The sequence below is a fragment of the Polynucleobacter sp. MWH-Jannik1A5 genome (assembly GCF_018881795.1).
In the GTDB taxonomy this organism is placed as follows: domain Bacteria; phylum Pseudomonadota; class Gammaproteobacteria; order Burkholderiales; family Burkholderiaceae; genus Polynucleobacter.
The window spans coordinates 1,247,000-1,264,843 of the sequence record NZ_JACVPQ010000001.1; the positions used below are offsets into that span (position 1 = coordinate 1,247,000).

17 protein-coding genes are annotated in these 17,844 nt (G+C 47.4%); 14 read left to right on the forward strand and 3 right to left on the reverse strand.

From position 1 onward, the window contains the following. Positions 1 to 39: 39 nt before the first annotated feature. A complete protein-coding gene (locus tag ICN23_RS06400; RefSeq protein WP_216231387.1) occupies positions 40 to 2,676 on the reverse strand; it encodes an Rne/Rng family ribonuclease in 2,637 nt (878 codons plus the stop codon). A 464-nt stretch (positions 2,677 to 3,140) separates the two neighbouring features. On the opposite strand from ICN23_RS06400, the gene ICN23_RS06405 reads away from it, so the two are divergent. From ICN23_RS06405 to ICN23_RS06415, 3 genes are read left to right on the forward strand one after another with little or no spacing between them, the layout of a single operon-like run. Continuing rightward, positions 3,141 to 4,148, forward strand: coding sequence for an RluA family pseudouridine synthase (locus ICN23_RS06405; RefSeq protein ID WP_216231388.1), 1,008 nt, complete (start codon positions 3,141 to 3,143; stop codon positions 4,146 to 4,148). Between the two features lie 8 nt (positions 4,149 to 4,156). Continuing rightward, positions 4,157 to 4,837, forward strand: coding sequence for an HAD-IA family hydrolase (locus ICN23_RS06410; protein ID WP_216231389.1), 681 nt, complete (start codon positions 4,157 to 4,159; stop codon positions 4,835 to 4,837). A gap of 12 nt (positions 4,838 to 4,849) precedes the next feature. Beyond that, complete coding sequence (locus tag ICN23_RS06415; RefSeq protein ID WP_216231390.1) at positions 4,850 to 5,797, forward strand: S49 family peptidase; 948 nt, start codon at positions 4,850 to 4,852, stop codon at positions 5,795 to 5,797. Positions 5,798 to 5,839: 42 nt separating this feature from the next. On the opposite strand, the gene ICN23_RS06420 is transcribed toward ICN23_RS06415, so the two are convergent. Both ICN23_RS06420 and ICN23_RS06425 read right to left on the reverse strand, forming a co-directional pair. Further along, positions 5,840 to 6,610, reverse strand: coding sequence for an SAM-dependent methyltransferase (locus tag ICN23_RS06420; protein ID WP_216231391.1), 771 nt, complete (start codon positions 6,608 to 6,610; stop codon positions 5,840 to 5,842). 23 nt (positions 6,611 to 6,633) lie between these two features. Beyond that, positions 6,634 to 7,233: a Maf family nucleotide pyrophosphatase gene (locus ICN23_RS06425; protein ID WP_216231392.1), complete on the reverse strand. Its 600-nt coding sequence runs from the start codon at positions 7,231 to 7,233 to the stop codon at positions 6,634 to 6,636. Positions 7,234 to 7,276: 43 nt separating this feature from the next. Between ICN23_RS06425 and ICN23_RS06430 the strand changes: the two genes are divergently transcribed. The 11 genes from ICN23_RS06430 to lepB all read left to right on the forward strand — a co-directional run bounded on the left by ICN23_RS06430 (position 7,277) and on the right by lepB (position 17,839). Then, entirely contained in the window at positions 7,277 to 7,852 is a 576-nt protein-coding gene (locus ICN23_RS06430; protein ID WP_216231393.1) for a DUF177 domain-containing protein, read from the forward strand. A 105-nt stretch (positions 7,853 to 7,957) separates the two neighbouring features. Next, positions 7,958 to 8,137, forward strand: coding sequence for a 50S ribosomal protein L32 (gene rpmF / locus ICN23_RS06435; protein WP_011902241.1), 180 nt, complete (start codon positions 7,958 to 7,960; stop codon positions 8,135 to 8,137). An 83-nt stretch (positions 8,138 to 8,220) separates the two neighbouring features. Then, entirely contained in the window at positions 8,221 to 9,234 is a 1,014-nt protein-coding gene (gene plsX / locus ICN23_RS06440) for a phosphate acyltransferase PlsX (protein WP_216231394.1), read from the forward strand. Beyond that, positions 9,231 to 10,217: a beta-ketoacyl-ACP synthase III gene (locus ICN23_RS06445; protein WP_216860545.1), complete on the forward strand. Its 987-nt coding sequence runs from the start codon at positions 9,231 to 9,233 to the stop codon at positions 10,215 to 10,217. The genes plsX and ICN23_RS06445 overlap by 4 nt, the downstream gene beginning before the upstream one ends. A gap of 43 nt (positions 10,218 to 10,260) precedes the next feature. Then, positions 10,261 to 11,196, forward strand: coding sequence for an ACP S-malonyltransferase (gene fabD, locus ICN23_RS06450; RefSeq protein ID WP_216231395.1), 936 nt, complete (start codon positions 10,261 to 10,263; stop codon positions 11,194 to 11,196). Positions 11,197 to 11,237: 41 nt separating this feature from the next. Continuing rightward, positions 11,238 to 11,981: a 3-oxoacyl-ACP reductase FabG gene (gene fabG / locus ICN23_RS06455; protein ID WP_216231396.1), complete on the forward strand. Its 744-nt coding sequence runs from the start codon at positions 11,238 to 11,240 to the stop codon at positions 11,979 to 11,981. A gap of 102 nt (positions 11,982 to 12,083) precedes the next feature. Next, entirely contained in the window at positions 12,084 to 12,323 is a 240-nt protein-coding gene (gene acpP / locus ICN23_RS06460; protein WP_028819177.1) for an acyl carrier protein, read from the forward strand. A gap of 21 nt (positions 12,324 to 12,344) precedes the next feature. Continuing rightward, positions 12,345 to 13,592 (forward strand): beta-ketoacyl-ACP synthase II, encoded by a 1,248-nt coding sequence (gene fabF / locus ICN23_RS06465; RefSeq protein WP_216231397.1) that lies wholly within the window; start codon positions 12,345 to 12,347, stop codon positions 13,590 to 13,592. A gap of 50 nt (positions 13,593 to 13,642) precedes the next feature. Further along, positions 13,643 to 15,091 (forward strand): DegQ family serine endoprotease, encoded by a 1,449-nt coding sequence (locus tag ICN23_RS06470; RefSeq protein ID WP_255532723.1) that lies wholly within the window; start codon positions 13,643 to 13,645, stop codon positions 15,089 to 15,091. Between the two features lie 136 nt (positions 15,092 to 15,227). Further along, positions 15,228 to 17,033 (forward strand): translation elongation factor 4, encoded by a 1,806-nt coding sequence (gene lepA, locus ICN23_RS06475; RefSeq protein ID WP_216231398.1) that lies wholly within the window; start codon positions 15,228 to 15,230, stop codon positions 17,031 to 17,033. Continuing rightward, entirely contained in the window at positions 17,033 to 17,839 is an 807-nt protein-coding gene (gene lepB / locus ICN23_RS06480; RefSeq protein WP_216231399.1) for a signal peptidase I, read from the forward strand. Before lepA ends, lepB begins: the two co-directional genes overlap by 1 nt. Positions 17,840 to 17,844: the final 5 nt, after the last annotated feature.

Below are 17,844 nucleotides of genomic sequence, written 5' to 3' on the forward strand. Positions count from 1 at the left end.
TGGGATAAATGGCAGTCTGGAGAAAAAGCTTTAGATGGCTTAGACCGTTTTTTCTTGGCCGCCGGTTTCAACTAAAACCATTGGGCCTTCAGGAAGTTGGGCAGCAGGCTTAGGTGTTCTACCTAAGTTATGTGCCATAGGCTCTGCCTGAATCTGACTTTGCGCTTCAGCATGCTTTGACGAGTCTGTGGCGACCCAGATCATGCCAGCAGATTGCACAACACTATGCAATGGAGTTTCTTCAAGCGCCTGGAAAGACACCTTTGGAAGTTCTGGCGCAGGCTTGCTGATGACTTCAGCTGCAGCAGCCATTACTACGGCAACTGGTGCTGTAGTTTGGGCAACTGGAGTTGCGGTAGGCGCAGAGGTAGTATTTTGCGCAGGGCGATTAGATTGACGTGGGGCACGGGGTGCGCGTTCCTGCCTTTCCTGTTTCTGCGCAGCAGGCTTTGCATTACCAAAACTATTGGCAAGGTTTTGAATTGGCATTGATGCAGATGCACCAGCCATTCCCGCTGGAGGGCCTGCAAATGGACTTGCTGACACAGCAGTAGCTGGTGCGTTAGCAGCGTCATTGCCGCCCTCTGCACGCTCACCACGTTGACCACGTCCACGACCACGACGATTGCGTCCACGACCACGACGCTCTTCACCATCTGCGCCTAGAGTGGCTTCACCACCAGGTGCAGCTTCAGTTGCAGGTGTTACTGCGGCTGGATTGGCTTGACGCTCTGGCTTAGGACCATTTTGATTGCCCTGATTGCGGTTACCGTTTCGGTTGTTGCGGTTGCGATTATTGTTACCACCTTCGCTTGGCGTGCCTTCAGCTGCATTTGCTGCAGGACGCTCAGTGCGCTCGCCGCGACGATTGCGACCACGATTGCGATCACCGCCGTTGCCGTTACGACCTTGGTTACGACCACGATTGTTGCTTGGTGCTGGCTTTTCTTCAACGGCTGGAGATGAGCCAAAGAGGCTCTTAATAAATCCAAAGAATCCGCCGGAGCTTTCTGCTTTTACTGTTTCAGTACGAGCAGGGCGTGGTTGGCTAATTGGCGCTGGTTGTGTTGGCGTAATGCCTTTAACTGCTGCCTCAGGACGCACTTTGACATCAGCATCTTTCTTGCTAACGGTTGTGTCTGTCTCGAGTTCACGAGCAGCTTCTTCAGCCATGACATAACTTGCTTTTTGATCGTCAAGACGTGGATCATCATGACGTAAACGCTCTAGTTTGTAATGCGGCGTTTCTAAATGCTTATTTGGAACCATCAAGACGTTCACTTTGAAGCGAGTCTCAATCTTGATTACTTCAGCGCGTTTTTCATTTAAGAGGAACGCAGCCACTTCGACTGGTACCTGAGTATGAATCGCTGCTGTGTTTTCCTTCATCGCTTCTTCTTGGATGATGCGTAGAACTTGCAATGCAGAAGACTCGGTATCGCGGATGTGGCCAGTGCCATTACAACGTGGGCAGGTTACATGGCTACCCTCAGACAATGCTGGACGCAAGCGCTGACGTGACATTTCCATCAAGCCAAACTTGGAGATCTTGCCCATTTGAACGCGGGCGCGGTCATGACGCAGAGCATCGCGCAAGCGATTCTCAACATCCTTCTGAGCCTTGCTTGATTCCATGTCGATAAAGTCAATCACGATCAATCCGCCCAAGTCACGTAAACGTGCTTGACGGGCGATTTCATCGGCAGCTTCTAAGTTGGTGCGCGTCGCAGTCTCTTCAATATCAGAGCCGCGAGTTGCGCGTGCGGAGTTCACGTCTACTGAAACCAAAGCTTCAGTGTGGTCGATCACGATTGCGCCGCCTGATGGCAATGGCACAGTGCGTGAGTACGCAGTTTCAATTTGATGCTCAATTTGGAAACGTGAAAACAAAGGCACATCATCTTGATAGCGCTTTACGCGTGGCAAGTTGTCTGGCATTACAACAGACATAAATGCAGCAGCTTGTTCGTAGATATCATCGGTATCGATGAGAATCTCGCCGATATCCGGCTGGAAGTAATCGCGAATCGCACGAATGACCAAGCTAGATTCAAGGTAGATCAATAGTGGCGCTGAGTTGCCTTTAGCAGCTTCATCAATCGCTTTCCACAATTGCATGAGGTAACTTAAGTCCCACTGCAATTCAGTAGCATCGCGACCGATACCAGCAGTACGAGCAATGATGCTCATACCATCAGCCACTTCTAATTGAGACATGGCTTCACGGAGTTCTTGACGGTCTTCACCTTCAATACGGCGGGATACGCCACCTCCACGTGGGTTGTTTGGCATCAAGACCAAATAACGACCTGCCAAGGAGATAAAGGAGGTGAGGGCTGCACCTTTTTGGCCGCGCTCTTCTTTTTCTACTTGAACAATGATTTCTTGACCTTCGCGCAAGGCATCCTTGATGGAAGCATTGCGAACGTCGATACCTTCTTTAAAGTAACTGCGGGCTACTTCCTTGAATGGCAAGAAGCCATGACGCTCTTCGCCGTAATTGACAAAGCAGGCCTCAAGGGAAGGTTCAATACGGGTAATGACACCTTTGTAGATATTGCCTTTGCGTTGTTCACGGCCGGCAGCTTCAATATCGATATCAATGAGTTTTTGACCATCAACGATGGCAACTCGCAACTCTTCTTGTTGAGTTGCATTAAACAACATGCGTTTCATAACACTCTCCTATGGGGGAGGGTGACCTTGCGCGCTGCGTTAGGGGACAAGTTAAATACCACTTAGGACTGAGCCTAAGGCGGTTTATGAGTGTGGATCATGCAAATCTAAGCACTTTTTGCTTAGTTCACCCAGTTAACGGTTGGTTAAATCGGTGCCACACTTGACGATCGCCGCAGAGACCTCCTTTAGGTCATCAATGCAGGCGCGCGCCTGAAAACTGTCTTCTAATCGCGGGTCGCGGCATACGGCACACCAACCCTGCGCCTCATTGCAACGGGGGAGGGGCAACCCCGGGAGTCTTTTAAAGGGCGACTCCAAGCTCCACGATTCAAACCTGACTTCAGGTTGGTCTCGGGCCAATGAATTGGCTAGAGCGTTGATTATACGGCACAAGTTGCGTGACAATGGGGTATTGTTGAGTCCCTTGTCGTCCCCTGCCGGGGTCACAAGAGAGATAAATCATGAAATCTGAACCTATTTCCAAGCCTTCCAAGGTAAAAACGTCCGCTCCCGCAGCAGTCCACCTCCAGACAATTGGTCCGGAAGAGGCTGGCCAGCGCTTGGATAACTATTTACTACGTTGGGCCAAAGGGGTCCCAAAAAGCCACGTTTACCGAATTATTCGATCTGGCGAGGTCCGGGTTAATAAAAAACGGGCTGAACCGACAACCCGACTGGTTGAGGGTGATGTGGTGCGCCTCCCCCCTGTTCGCATTGCCGAACCTGCTCAAATGGCTGCTGTTAACTCCGCCCAAACCAAGTCTCGGGCGCATAGTTACTCAGACAAAATGCCAATTCTGTTTGAAGATGAAGCACTCTTAATAGTGAACAAGCCAGCAGGTTTGGCTGTGCATGGTGGTTCTGGTATTGCACTTGGGGTAATCGAAACTTTGCGTATTACTCGCCCCGAACTCAAATTTTTGGAATTGGTACATCGCTTAGATCGAGATACCTCAGGCGTTTTGCTTTTGGCTAAAAAACGAAGCGCCTTGGTTGAGTTGCATCGCCAAATTCGTGAAGGTCAAACAGATAAGCGCTATTACTTGCTTGCACATGGTGAAATTGTTCAGGGCGCGCAAACTATGCAGCTTAAATACCCGCTACATAAATATCTTCTTCCGAATGGCGAACGCCGTGTGAAAGTTGACCCAGATGGGTTACCGAGTCATACCGCATTAAGGGTGACTAAAACGCTCAAGCGTGAAGATGCCACTATTACCTTGGCTGAGGCGCAACTCAAAACGGGGCGCACCCACCAGATTCGAGTGCATTTATTAAAGTTGGGCCACGCGATTTTGGGTGACGATAAGTATGGCTTTGAAGATTTAGATAAAACGATTAAATCTAAGCGCCTTTATTTACATGCCCATCTAGCTGGATTTACACATCCTCGTACTGGCGAAAAGATGCGCATTGAATCACCATTGCCCCCAGAATTTACCGCCATGATGAAAACCTTTGAGCAGTAAAAATAAAAATGCCTCAAACAAATAAATTGAATCGACCGTATGACCTGATTGTTTGGGATTGGGACGGAACTATTATGGATTCCACGCCAACGATCGTGCATTGCATTCAGCAGGCCTGTCGTGATCTAGGCTTTAAGGCGCCAGACGATACCCTGGCAAGTTCAGTGATCGGCTTGGGAATTCAGGACTCATTGAGAAGAGCGGTGCCTTGGATTGAGCCGGCTCATTTTCCAAAGCTAACTGAACGTTTTCGATATCACTATTTAGCAAAAGATCACGAGCTCGATTTGTTTGTTGGCATTCGTGAGCTTTTAGAAGAATTGCATGCTCAGCAATATTTATTAGGCGTCGCTACTGGTAAATCACGAGTAGGCTTAGATCGCTCACTCAAGCATCATCAGATTGGTCACCTCTTCCACGAGACCCGTACAGCTGATGAGTCATTCTCCAAGCCCCATCCAGGAATGCTGTTGGAGTTATCGGACGTTACTCAGGTTCCTACACGCCGTATGCTCATGATTGGCGATACCACGCATGACTTGGACATGGCTGCTAATGCTGGTGTAGATGCTGTAGCTGTTACTTATGGCGCCCATCCCCCAAGCGCTCTGAAAGAATCGCCATCATTGGCGCATGTTGATGATGTTGCGCAGCTCTCGCAATGGCTTAAAAATAAACTGCAACACTAAGGAAGTAAAAAGATGGAAAACAATCCAAACCCAAATTGGGAGCGTCAAGCTCTAGAGCATCTCTTATTAGAAAATTTAAAAGAGACTCGTAAGGCACGTCGTTGGAAAGCGGTATTACGAGTGCTGACTTTGTTGGTGATCGTAGGCGCCCTGCTAGCAATATTTGATTTTCATCTTCCGGGCAAAGGTATGGGAGTTGAAAAACATACTGCGCTAGTCACTCTTGAAGGTGAGATCTCTTCTAGTTCATTGGCCAATGCGATGGATGTGAATTCATCCTTATTGGCAGCATTTGAAAATGAAAGTAGTGCCGGTGTTGTATTGCGCATCAACAGCCCAGGTGGCTCCCCTGTACAAGCGGGGATGATTAATGATGAGATTCATCGCTTACGCAAGCTCTACCCCAAAAAACCATTTTATGTAGTGGTAGAAGATATCTGCGCATCTGGCGGCTACTACGTTGCTGTGGCAGCAGATCAAATCTTGGTAGATAAGGCAAGCTTGGTGGGTTCCATTGGTGTGATCATGGAAGGCTTTGGTTTTACAGGCTTGATGGATAAATTAGGTGTAACTCGCCGTATGATCACTTCCGGCTCCAATAAAGGCATGCTGGACCCATTTAGCAAAGAAGATCCTAAGCAAGTGGAGATGGTGAGAACCATGATTGATGAGATTCATCAACAATTTATTGCGGTAGTTAAGGAAGGTCGAGGTGATCGATTAAAAGATGTTCCGGATTTATTTTCTGGACGCATTTGGAATGGCGAGCAAGCGGTGAAGATTGGCTTAGCTGATGGATATGGCACGGTGGATACAGTAGCACGCGATATCTTTAAAGCCCCGGATATTCTTGATTACACCTTGAAAGAAAATTTTGCTGAACGTGTTGCTAAACGCTTTGGTGCAGAAGCTGGAGCTGCTGCTGGCAAGGCTTTAGTTAAGGCGCCTGATCTTAAATAAACTAAGCAAAAAAACGTAACCTAAAACTAAAGCATTAAAGACTTAGGCCAATAGTAGAAATACTGTTGGCCTATTTTGTAATGAGGCGCAAGCAGCTTCATTGGGGTAGCGCTTACGCCATTCTGCAACCGACAACGTGGCAATCATTTCTGATGGGAGGCTCAAATCTACGCCAAGACATAGCAAGCTCTGAGGTGCTAAAGAGTTCATGCAAGCCATCAGCATTGCGGTATTGCGATAGGGCGTCTCAATCCAAATTTGGGTTTGCTGCAATTTACGAGACTCAGCTTCCAGCTGCTTGAGTTTTGCTGTGCGCTCATGAGTATCGTGAGGTAGGTAGCCTTGAAATGCAAAGCGCTGGCCATTGAGCCCACTAGCCATGAGCCCTAGCAAAATTGAGCTTGGCCCAACCAATGGCTTTACTTGTGCGCCTAACTTATGAGCTGCTAGAACCAACTCTGCGCCTGGATCAGCCACGCCAGGTACTCCTGCTTCTGACATGAGGCCCATATCGTTTCCGGCAAGCAGAGGTTTTAGTAAGTCAGCAGGTTTTACTGAATCACCATACTTCGCATTACGCGCTGCACCGCGCCATTCGCTCATCTGCATTTCTTGAATAGTGCAGACTACTGGTGAAACAGAATCAATTGCTTTTAATAGGGCGCGTGCTGTTTTAGCGTCTTCCACAATCCAATGTTTGAGCTTGGCTGATTGTGTAATTGTTTCCGCAGGAAGCACCCAGGGCAGTTGTTCAGCACGGCCATCATCACCTAAGGTATTGGGAACTAGATATAGAGTGCCGAGTTTGCTCATAAATAAACTTCTTTGTTTTTTAATTACTTAGTATTTGATGGGATTACAAAGCCAGCGTCTCGTAGTAAACCTGTTAATGCAATGAGAGGTAGACCAATGAGTGCAGTAGGATCATCGCTCTGAATGGATTCCAGCAGGCTAATACCAAGGCCTTCAGACTTGGCGCTACCAGCACAATCATATGGTTCTTCCGCGAGTAAGTAGGACTCTAAGACGCTATCTGGAAGTTTGCGAAAGGTGACTTTGGTAGGAACGCATAAAGTAGTTTGGGTATCACCCTTCATTAAGCAAAAAGCTGTTTGAAAAATGACTGTTTGACCGCGCATGAGTTGTAATTGCGCTAGCGCTCTTTCGAAATTACCTGGCTTACCAATTGCTGCGCCACAAAGATCTGCAACTTGATCAGATCCAATCACCCAAGCATCGGGATGTTCATTTGCAACCGCAGCTGCCTTTGCGTGCGCGAGACGCATTGCTAAATCGAGAGTGCTCTCACCAGTGAGGGGTGTTTCATCTACCTTTGGTGAAATGACTTCAAAAGGAATCCGCAGGCGCTCTAAAAGTTCGCGGCGGTATTTGGAGGTAGACCCCAGAATTAAAGGTGGGTTTTGGAAACTACTCATCGTGTTCTGTGCTTTCTAGTGCCGCTTCATTTAGACTGATGCTATGAATCGTAATCAAGTTTTACCTCAAGTCGAACTATCTTCTGAGCCTAGTGCCTTAAAGAGGATAGATTTTTGTGCCCCTCAATCTTATAAGGGTGCTGGTTTTTTAAGCATCCCAGATCTGCCAAGAGTGGCTGAGGAGGCTTCAATTATCAATCCGGGTGACGGGTTTGACTGGTCGGTTCAAACACATTTTGAAGATTCACCTGGCAGTGAGCCGCGTCAAATCCTCGTATTGGACCTAAAAGGCCGTCTGCACCTAGTTTGCCAGCGCTGTTTACAGGATTGCGCGGTGGATTTGGAAGAAAAGCGGCGTTTTGTCCTTGTGGCCACTGACGAAGAGGCTGACGCCTATCCCTTGGAGGATGAAGAGCAAGAGCCTTTGGTCATTAGCCAGCATTTCAACCTCCTGGAAACCATTGAGGACGAGATTTTGCTGTCTTTACCCTTGATTCCTAAGCATCCAGAAGGCTTTTGTGAGCCTCATGCCTCTACTTTCGGGGGTGAGGGGGATGAAACGGCCGAAAATGAGCGGGAAAACCCCTTTAACATATTGAAAAATATGAGGAAAAACTGAAATCAGGAGTTTGATTTCAGTTGTTGTTTTGCGTGCCTTTTGTCAATAAATCAAGCATTTAGGCGCTTTTCCATGCTAGAATGTCGCCTTGCTTAGGAGTTCAATATGGCCGTTCAACAAAACAAAAAATCACCTTCCAAACGTGGCATGCATCGTGCGCACGACTTTTTGACCGCACCTGCTACGGCTGTTGAAGCCACAACTGGTGAGGCTCATTTGCGCCACCACATTTCACCTAACGGCTACTATCGTGGTCGTAAAGTTGTTAAAACTAAAAACGACTAATTTTTTAGTCTAAACAGATAGAAGCGGCTCCAGTAAAAGCCGCTTTTTTCTTGGATAAATCACTTGCAGCAATCAATGAGTTTATGAGCGTTACTCTAGCTATTGATGCCATGGGCGGAGATCATGGAGTCGTCGTGACGGTTCCAGCTGCCTGCGATTTTTTAGAAAAACATGCTGATGTGAAGATCGCCCTTGTCGGCGATCCCGATTTAATCAAGCAAGTCTTGAGTAAATCTTCTAAAGCTCCCATGGAGCGCATTCAAATTATTCCCGCTAGTGAAGTGGTCTTGATGGATGATCCCATTGAGGTAGCTTTGCGTCGCAAAAAAGATTCTTCAATGCGTGTTGCCATTGAGCAAGTAAAAGAGGGTGCGGCAGACGCAGTTATCTCTTCTGGTAACACTGGTGCACTCATGGCGATCTCTCGCTATATCCTTAAAACCCTTGAAGGTGTTGATCGTCCGGCGATTGCTACAGCTATCCCCAATGAATTAGGACGCGGCACAACGATGCTGGATTTGGGTGCGAACGCTGATTGTGAGCCAATGCACTTGGTTCAGTTTGCTCAAATGGCCAACGTGATGGTTCAAGTAGTTGATGGTAAGCAAAATCCTTCGATTGGCCTTCTCAACATTGGCGAGGAAGTCATTAAGGGGAACGAAGTTGTGAAGCAAACCAGCGAGTTGCTACGTGAAACTTCCTTAAACTTTTATGGCAACGTAGAAGGTAATGACATCTTTAAAGGCACAACAGATATTGTTGTGTGCGATGGTTTTGTGGGTAACGTTGTTTTAAAGGCTAGCGAAGGCTTGGCAAAAATGATGAGCGGCATGATTCGAGAAGAATTCAATCGCTCATGGTTAACTAAGTTAATGGCGATCTGTGCAATGGTGCCATTACTCAGGGTGCGTAAGCGCGTTGATCATCGTCGTTATAACGGTGCAGTATTGTTGGGTTTACGTGGTTGCGTCATTAAGAGCCATGGCTCTGCTGACCGCTTTGCGTTTGGTTTTGCTTTGGATCGCGCCTATGAGGCGGCCAAGAATCGCATGGTAGAGCGCATTGCTGCAGCCTTTGTGGTGGAGACAAAAGAATGAGTATCTTTGCAAGAGTAGCTGGCACTGGAAGTTATCTTCCTGAACTGCGTTTAACTAATCAAGATTTAGTAGAGCGCCTCGCTAAGTCAGGCCTAGAGACTAGCGACGAATGGATTAAAACGCGCAGCGGTATTTCCGCGCGTCACTTTGCGGCTGAGAATGAGCTCACAAGCGATTTGGCTGTAAAGGCTGCAGAGGCTGCACTCACTAGCGCTGGGATTACCTCTGAAGATTTAGATCTCATTATTTTGGCTACTTCTACACCTGATCATTTGGGTGGATTTCCAAGCACGGCTTGTGTAGTGCAAGATAAATTAGGTGCGCATACATCTTGCGCGGCTTTCGATGTACAGGCAGTTTGTGCCGGCTTTACTTACGCACTCGCTATTGCAGATGCTTTTATCCGCTCTGGCACATACAAAAAAGTACTGGTGATTGGTGCTGAAACCTTCTCACGTATTCTGAATTTTCAAGACCGTGGCACTTGTGTTTTGTTCGGCGACGGCGCTGGAGCAGTTGTACTTGAAGCCTCAAAAGAGGCCGGCATCCTATCTACAGCATTACATGCTGATGGTAGTCAACGCGATATCTTGTGTGTGCCTGGGCGTGCTGGTAATGGCGAAGTCCATGGCTCACCATTTATGACTATGGATGGTCAAGCAGTATTTAAATTGGCGGTTAAAGTTCTCGAGCAGGTAGCTCATGAGGCGCTTGATAAAGCCAATCTCAAAGCAGAGCAGATCGACTGGTTAGTTCCTCATCAAGCTAATATTCGCATCATGGAGGGCACTGCCAAGAAGATGGGCATGTCAATGGATAAGGTCATTGTGACTGTGCATGAGCATGGCAATACATCTGCAGCCTCTATTCCATTGGCCTTAGATTCTGGCGTGCGCTCTGGACAGATTAAGCGTGGTCAACATCTCTTATTAGAGGGTGTTGGTGGCGGCTTTGCTTGGGGTGCGGTAGCTCTCAAGTATTAAAAATTTTTCCTTCATTAATTTAATTATTTAGCGAATTATTCTCATGACATTTGCATTCGTATTCCCAGGTCAAGGTTCTCAATCTGTTGGCATGCTCAATTCCATTGCCGAGCGCCCAGAAGTGCGTACAACATTGCAAGAGGCGTCTGATGCCTTGGGTGAAGATGTCACAAAACTGATTGCCGAAGGCCCTGCTGAAGCATTGTCTTTAACAACCAATACTCAGCCTGTAATGCTGACTGCTGGCGTGGCGTTTTATCGCGCCTGGTTGGCTGCTGGTGGTACTGCTCCTAAAGTGATGGCGGGCCATAGTCTTGGCGAGTACTCTGCCTTGGTTGCTGCAGGCGTGATTTCATTTAAAGATGCTGTACCTTTGGTGCGTTTTCGTGCTGAAGCAATGCAAAGTGCCGTCCCGGTTGGTACTGGCGGTATGGCTGCTATTTTGGGCTTAGATGATGCAACCGTGATTAAAGTTTGCGCTGAAGCAAGTGCTGCTTCTGGAGGTGTGGTTGAAGCGGTCAATTTCAATGCGCCAGGACAAGTGGTGATTGCAGGTGCAAGCGATGCTGTTACTAAAGCGTGTGAGCTACTAAAAGCTGCAGGCGCTAAGCGTGCTTTGCCATTGCCAGTGTCAGCACCATTTCATTCTTCCTTATTGCAACCTGCTTCTGAAAAGCTACAAGGTTACTTGGCAAATATCGAATTTAAAGCGCCGACTATTCCGGTGATTAATAACGTCGATGTCGCCATCTTGAATGATCCGATTGCCATTAAGGATGCTTTAGTGCGGCAGGCCGCCAAGCCTGTGCGTTGGCAGGAAACGATTCAGGCGATGGCTGGGCAAGGTATTACTCAGGTTGTAGAGTGCGGGCCAGGCAAAGTATTGGCAGGCTTGACTAAACGGATTAATGATCAGGTCACTGGTGTGCCAGTGTTTGATGAAGCTAGCTTGACTGAAGTTCTCGCAAGCCTTAAATAAAATCCAGATTACAGAAATAAATAAGACAGCGGAAGATAAATATGAATCTCGACTTAAGCGGACAAATTGCCCTCGTAACAGGTGCCTCACGTGGCATTGGCCAAGCGATTGCAGATGAGCTGGTAAAGTGCGGCGCCAAGGTAATCGGTACTGCCACATCTGAGAGTGGAGCTCAGGCTATTGATGAGCGTTTAAAAACTTCGGGCGGTGCAGGGAAGGTATTGAATGTCACCTTACCAAATGCTTGCGAAGAAATGATTGATTTGATCGTCAAAGAATATGGTGGCATCAATATCTTGGTAAATAATGCCGGCATCACTCGTGATAACTTGGCAATGCGTATGAAGTCAGAAGAGTGGACTGATGTGATCGATACCAACTTAAGTTCAGTTTTCCGTCTTTCTCAAGCTGTATTGCGTCCAATGATGAAGGCGCGTGCCGGACGCATTATTAACATTACCTCCATCGTTGGTCATATGGGCAATGCAGGCCAGGCAAATTATGCTGCCGCAAAAGCGGGTGTTTCTGGGATGACTCGTGCTCTAGCCCGGGAAATCGGAAGCCGAAACATCACCGTGAATTGCGTGGCGCCTGGCTTTATCGATACTGATATGACCCGTGCTTTGAGCGAAGAGCAGCAAAATGCCCTAAAAGTGAACATTCCTTTGGCTCGATTGGGCAGCCCAGAGGATGTGGCTCAGGCAGTGGCGTTTTTAGCCTCTCCAGCTGCTGGGTACATTACGGGTAATACCCTACACGTCAATGGCGGACTATATTTAGCCTAACGGCAAAGCGAGGATTTGGTCATTTTTAGGCGAATTTGCTAATTCGGTCCGCCAAACTGATAAAATCCTTTTCATCGTTTTTTACAACCCCTGGGGAAATTAATGGACAACATCGAACAACGCGTTAAGAAAATCGTCGCTGAGCAATTAGGCGTCGCAGAAGGAGATATCAAGAATGAATCTTCTTTCGTGAACGACTTGGGCGCTGACTCTCTTGACACTGTTGAGCTGGTTATGGCTTTGGAAGATGAATTCGGTATCGAAATTCCTGATGAGGAAGCTGAAAAGATCACTACAGTTCAGCTCGCGATCGACTTCGCTAAATCAAAAGCTCAGGGTTAATTCCCTAGCCTAGGTATTACTGTGTCAGCATCAAATGGCCGACGCCGGGTAGTAGTTACCGGCCTTGGTCTCATCTCACCTGTTGGTAATTCAGTTGATGTAGCTTGGTCTAATTTGCTCGCGGGCAAATCAGGCATCGCTACCATCACTAAGTTTGACCATACTCCGCTAAGCGTTCATTTCGCTGGAGAGGTGAAAGATTTCAATGTCGAAGAATATGTTTCTGCCAAAGAGGCGCGCCATATGGATACCTTTATCCATTACGGTATCGCTGCTGGTACGCAAGCACTACGCGACAGTGGTTTAGAGATCACCGAACAAAACGCCGAGCGTGTTGGCGTCATGGTTGGCTCCGGTATCGGCGGCCTGCCAATGATTGAAGAAACAGGCGCTGAGCTTTTAGCTCGTGGCCCGCGTCGTATCTCACCATTCTTTGTTCCAGGTTCAATCATTAATATGATTTCTGGGCATCTGAGTATTTTGTTTGGCCTTAAGGGTCCAAACGTTGCTGCGGTGACTGCCTGTACAACTGGTTTGCACAGCATTGGTTTGGCTGCGCGTTTAATTCAGTATGGCGATGCTGATGTCATGGTTGCCGGTGGTGCTGAATCAACTATCTCTGCTTTGGGTGTTGGCGGTTTTGCCTCTGCAAGAGCGCTGTCTACACGCAATGATGATCCCGCAACTGCATCACGCCCTTGGGATAAAGACCGCGATGGTTTTGTTCTCGGTGAAGGTGCTGGCGTTGTGGTACTAGAAGAATACGAACATGCAAAAGCTCGTGGTGCAAAAATCTATTGCGAACTATTAGGCTTTGGCATGAGTGGTGATGCTTATCACATGACTGCTCCCAATATGGATGGCCCACGTCGTTGCATGGTCAATGCGATGCGCGATGCCAAACTGAATCCAGATCAGATTCAATACCTGAATGCTCATGGTACTTCTACGCCACTAGGTGATAAGAATGAAACTGAAGCAATCAAAGCTGCTTTAGGCGATCACGCTAAAAAGGCTTTAATTAACTCTACCAAGTCGATGACTGGCCACCTTTTGGGCGGTGCAGGTGGCTTAGAGTCTGTATTTACTATTTTGGCGCTTCATCATCAGAAATCGCCGCCTACCATCAATATCTTCAATCAAGATCCAGAGTGCGACTTGGACTACTGCGCCAATACCGCTAGGGATGTGAAGATCGACCATGCAGTCAAAAACAATTTTGGCTTTGGGGGTACTAACGGTACCTTGATTTTTGGCAAACTGACCTAATATTCTTAGTATCTTCATTGTTGGTCTTTACCAAGTAGGTCTATAGCATTATGAAAAAGTACTTAATTGCGCTCATGGCTATCTTTAGCTTTGGGCAAGTTGCATTTATTCCATCAGCCTCTGCGCAAAATCCACGGGTAACGATTCCTGATTTTGCTGATTTGGTTGAGCGTGCGAGCCCAGCGGTTGTGAATATTCGCACGACTGAAAAGGTTGTCCAACAGCAGGCTCAAGGCGGCATTCCTGGGATACCCGAGGATCAAGCTGAATTCTTCCGCCGTTTCTTTGGCGTGCCTATTCCTGGAATTCCAAATAGTCCTAAGCAAGCGCAACCGAACTCCGGTAAGCCGCAAGAAGCGGATCGTGGTGTGGGCTCTGGTTTCATTATTGAATCTAACGGCTTAATTTTGACAAACGCTCACGTAGTCGAGGGTGCAACCACTATTTATGTCACCTTAACTGACAAGCGTGAATTCAAAGCAAAGTTACTTGGTATGGATAAACGTACCGATGTTGCTGTTGTCAAAATTGAAGCACGCGATTTGCCTAAGCTGCCTTTAGGCGACTCTTCAAGAGTGCGTGTGGGTGAATGGGTTTTAGCTATTGGTTCCCCGTTTGGCCTTGAGAATACGGTCACCGCAGGGATTGTGTCTGCGAAGAGTCGTGATACTGGTGACTACTTACCATTTATTCAAACAGACGTTGCAGTGAACCCAGGAAATTCTGGCGGCCCATTGTTAAATACTGCTGGCCAAGTGATTGGTATCAACTCGCAAATCTTCAGTCGCTCCGGCGGTTATATGGGAATCTCTTTTGCGATTCCGATTGATGAAGCAATGCGTGTTGCAGATCAATTGCGTACGAACGGAAAGATGACGCGTGGTCGTATCGGTGTAGCTTTAGGTGAGATGACTAAAGATGTTGCTGAGAGTCTTGGCTTAGGCAAGCCTCGTGGCGCATATGTTCGTAACGTTGAGCCAGGTGGCCCAGCTGCTGCTGGCGGAATTGAATCCGGCGATGTGATTCTGAGTTTCAACGGGCGTGAAATTGCTAGATCAACTGATTTACCGAGAGTGGTGGGTGAAATTAAACCGGGCACTTCAGTGCCGTTGCAAGTTTGGCGTAAAGGAGGCACTCGTGATTTAACGGTTACCGTAGCCGATGCTGAATCGAACCAAGCTGCCAATAAGAAATCGGATGCTCCAGCTGCGACTGGCAATAGTATGAATGCCCTTGGAGTGGCTGTGGGAGAGCTTTCAGATGCCAAAAAGAAGGATTTGAATATCAAAGGCGGGGTTGAGGTTACTGGATTAGGGGATGGCCCCTTGGCTAGAGCCGGAATTCGGCCGGGCGACGTCATTATTCGGGTTGCAGATGCTGATATTACTGGCGTCAAGCAGTTTGAGTCCTTGGTCAAAGGCCTAGATTCCAATAAGGCTGTGCCGGTCTTTATACGCCGCGCTGATAGCACCTTGGTAGTCCCTGTAAGGCCAAAATAACCCTATTTTGAGCTTAAAAATGAGGTTCGGCGCCTTTTGGGCGCCACCCATTACAATCACTTTAAGACACCTTTTTGCAGCGCATCATTGTGGTGCGTTCTGACAAGGCGTTTTTTGAATGACCTATTAAGACGCTATGGATTTAATCCGCAATTTTTCTATCATCGCCCATATTGATCACGGCAAATCGACGCTTGCTGATCGTATTATTCAACTCTGTGGCGGCCTTTCTGATCGCGAAATGGAAGCTCAGGTGCTCGACTCAATGGATATTGAGCGTGAGCGTGGCATCACCATTAAGGCCCAAACGGCTGCTTTAAATTACAAAGCCAAAGATGGCAAGATCTACAACATCAATTTGATCGATACCCCGGGACACGTTGACTTCTCTTATGAGGTTAGCCGCTCTTTATCAGCGTGTGAGGGTGCTTTATTGGTGGTTGATGCTAGCCAAGGTGTTGAGGCGCAAACAGTGGCTAACTGTTACATGGCTCTGGAGTTGGGTGTCGAGGTGGTGCCAGTACTGAATAAGATCGACTTACCTCAGGCTGATCCTGACCGCGCTAAAAAAGAAATTGAAGACGTCATTGGTATTGATGCATCAGAAGCGGTCACCTGCTCAGCTAAGACAGGCATGGGCGTTGAGGATGTGATCGAAGAAATGATTGCTAGAGTACCTCCGCCAACGGGTAACGCAGCAGATCCCTTGCAAGCCTTAATTATCGACTCTTGGTTTGATAACTACGTTGGTGTTGTTATGTTGGTGCGCGTTGTGAACGGCACTCTGAAACCAAAAGAAAAAATTACCTTAATGGCTAACGGTTCTAGTCATTTAGTTGAGCATGTTGGTGTATTTAGTCCGAAGTCAGTAGATCGTCCAGAGTTATCTGCTGGTCAAGTTGGTTTTGTGATTGCTGGTATTAAGGAATTAAAAGCTGCCAAGGTTGGTGACACCGTTACCCATTCACCGGGACAGCAAGGTCGAGTTCCTGCAGCTGCGCCACTTCCTGGTTTTAAAGAGGTTAAGCCACAAGTATTCGCTGGCTTATATCCTGTTGAATCCAGTGAATACGATCAGTTGCGCGAATCTTTAGAAAAGTTACAACTGAATGATGCTTCGCTCTTGTATGAGCCAGAGGTATCACAAGCTCTTGGATTTGGTTTCCGCTGCGGCTTCTTGGGTTTATTGCACATGGAGATTGTGCAAGAGCGCTTAGAGCGTCAATACGGCATGAATCTCATCACTACTGCTCCAACGGTGGTGTATCAAGTCGAGCAGTCCGATGGAACTATTGTGCTGGTTGATAACCCATCAAAGATGCCTGAGGCTAGCAAGATCAATACGATTCTTGAGCCTATCGTGACAGTCAATTTGTATATGCCTCAAGAGTATGTGGGCGCAATTATTACCTTGTGCGTTGGTAAGCGCGGCATTCAGATGGATATGAATTATCTCGGTCGACAGGTAAAGCTCACTTATGAGTTACCGATGGCTGAGATCGTTTTGGATTTCTTTGACAAGATGAAGTCCATTTCACGTGGGTATGCCTCGATGGACTATGAGTTCAAAGAATATCGTCCAGCAGATGTAGTGAAGGTCGACATTCTCATTAATAGTGAGCGGGTTGATGCACTTTCAGTGATTGTTCATCGCAGTAATAGTCAACATCGTGGTCGCGAAGTTGTAGCGAAGATGCGCGGCATTATTCCCCGTCAAATGTTTGATGTAGCAATTCAGGCGGCTATTGGTAGCAATATTGTTGCCCGTGAAAACGTGAAGGCATTGCGTAAAAACGTTTTGGCTAAGTGTTATGGTGGCGATATCTCACGTAAGCGTAAGCTTCTAGAGAAGCAAAAAGAGGGTAAGAAGCGCATGAAGCAGGTGGGTAACGTAGAGATCCCACAAGAAGCCTTCTTGGCTATTTTGCAGGTGGAAGATTAATGAACTTTGCTTTAATTCTTTTTATCCTCGTAGTCATTTCTGGCATCGCTTGGGTTGCCGATAAGCTGCACTTTGCACCGCAAAGACGTTTAGTGGGCAATGATCGTATGCCCTTATGGCTTGAGTACACGGCAGGATTTTTCCCTGTTATTTGTGCAGTTTTCATATTGCGCTCTTTCATTGCCGAGCCATTTAAGATTCCTTCTGGTTCGATGATTCCGACATTGCAAATTGGCGACTTTATCTTGGTCAATAAATTTACCTATGGAATTCGTTTGCCGGTATTGAATCAAAAAGTAGTGGATTTGGGTGCTCCAAAACGAGGTGATGTGGTGGTCTTTCGCTACCCACGTGATGAATCAGTCGATTACATCAAGCGTGTAGTGGCTTTGCCAGGCGATGAAATCACTTATGAAAATAAGCGACTCACAATTAATGGTCAGCCCTTGCAATACAGCGGTGGCGAGTCCTATCTTGATCCCGAGAATATGCGTTATGCCAAGCGTTTCACAGAAACCTTCCCAGCAGACTTAGGGGGCAATCGCCATGAGATCCTCAATGATCCAGATCGTCCAGCTAAAGTGTTTCCAACCGAGCGCTTCCCTGGCTCTGAATTTTGTCGCTATCAACAGTCCGGCATGACATGCAAGGTGCCTGCGGGACATTACTTCGCTATGGGCGATAACCGCGACAACAGTGCAGACTCCCGTTATTGGGGTTTTGTGCCAGATAAAAACATTGTCGGTAAGGCATTCTTCGTTTGGCTTAACCTTGGTAACCTTGGCCGTATAGGCGGATTCGAGTAATCATC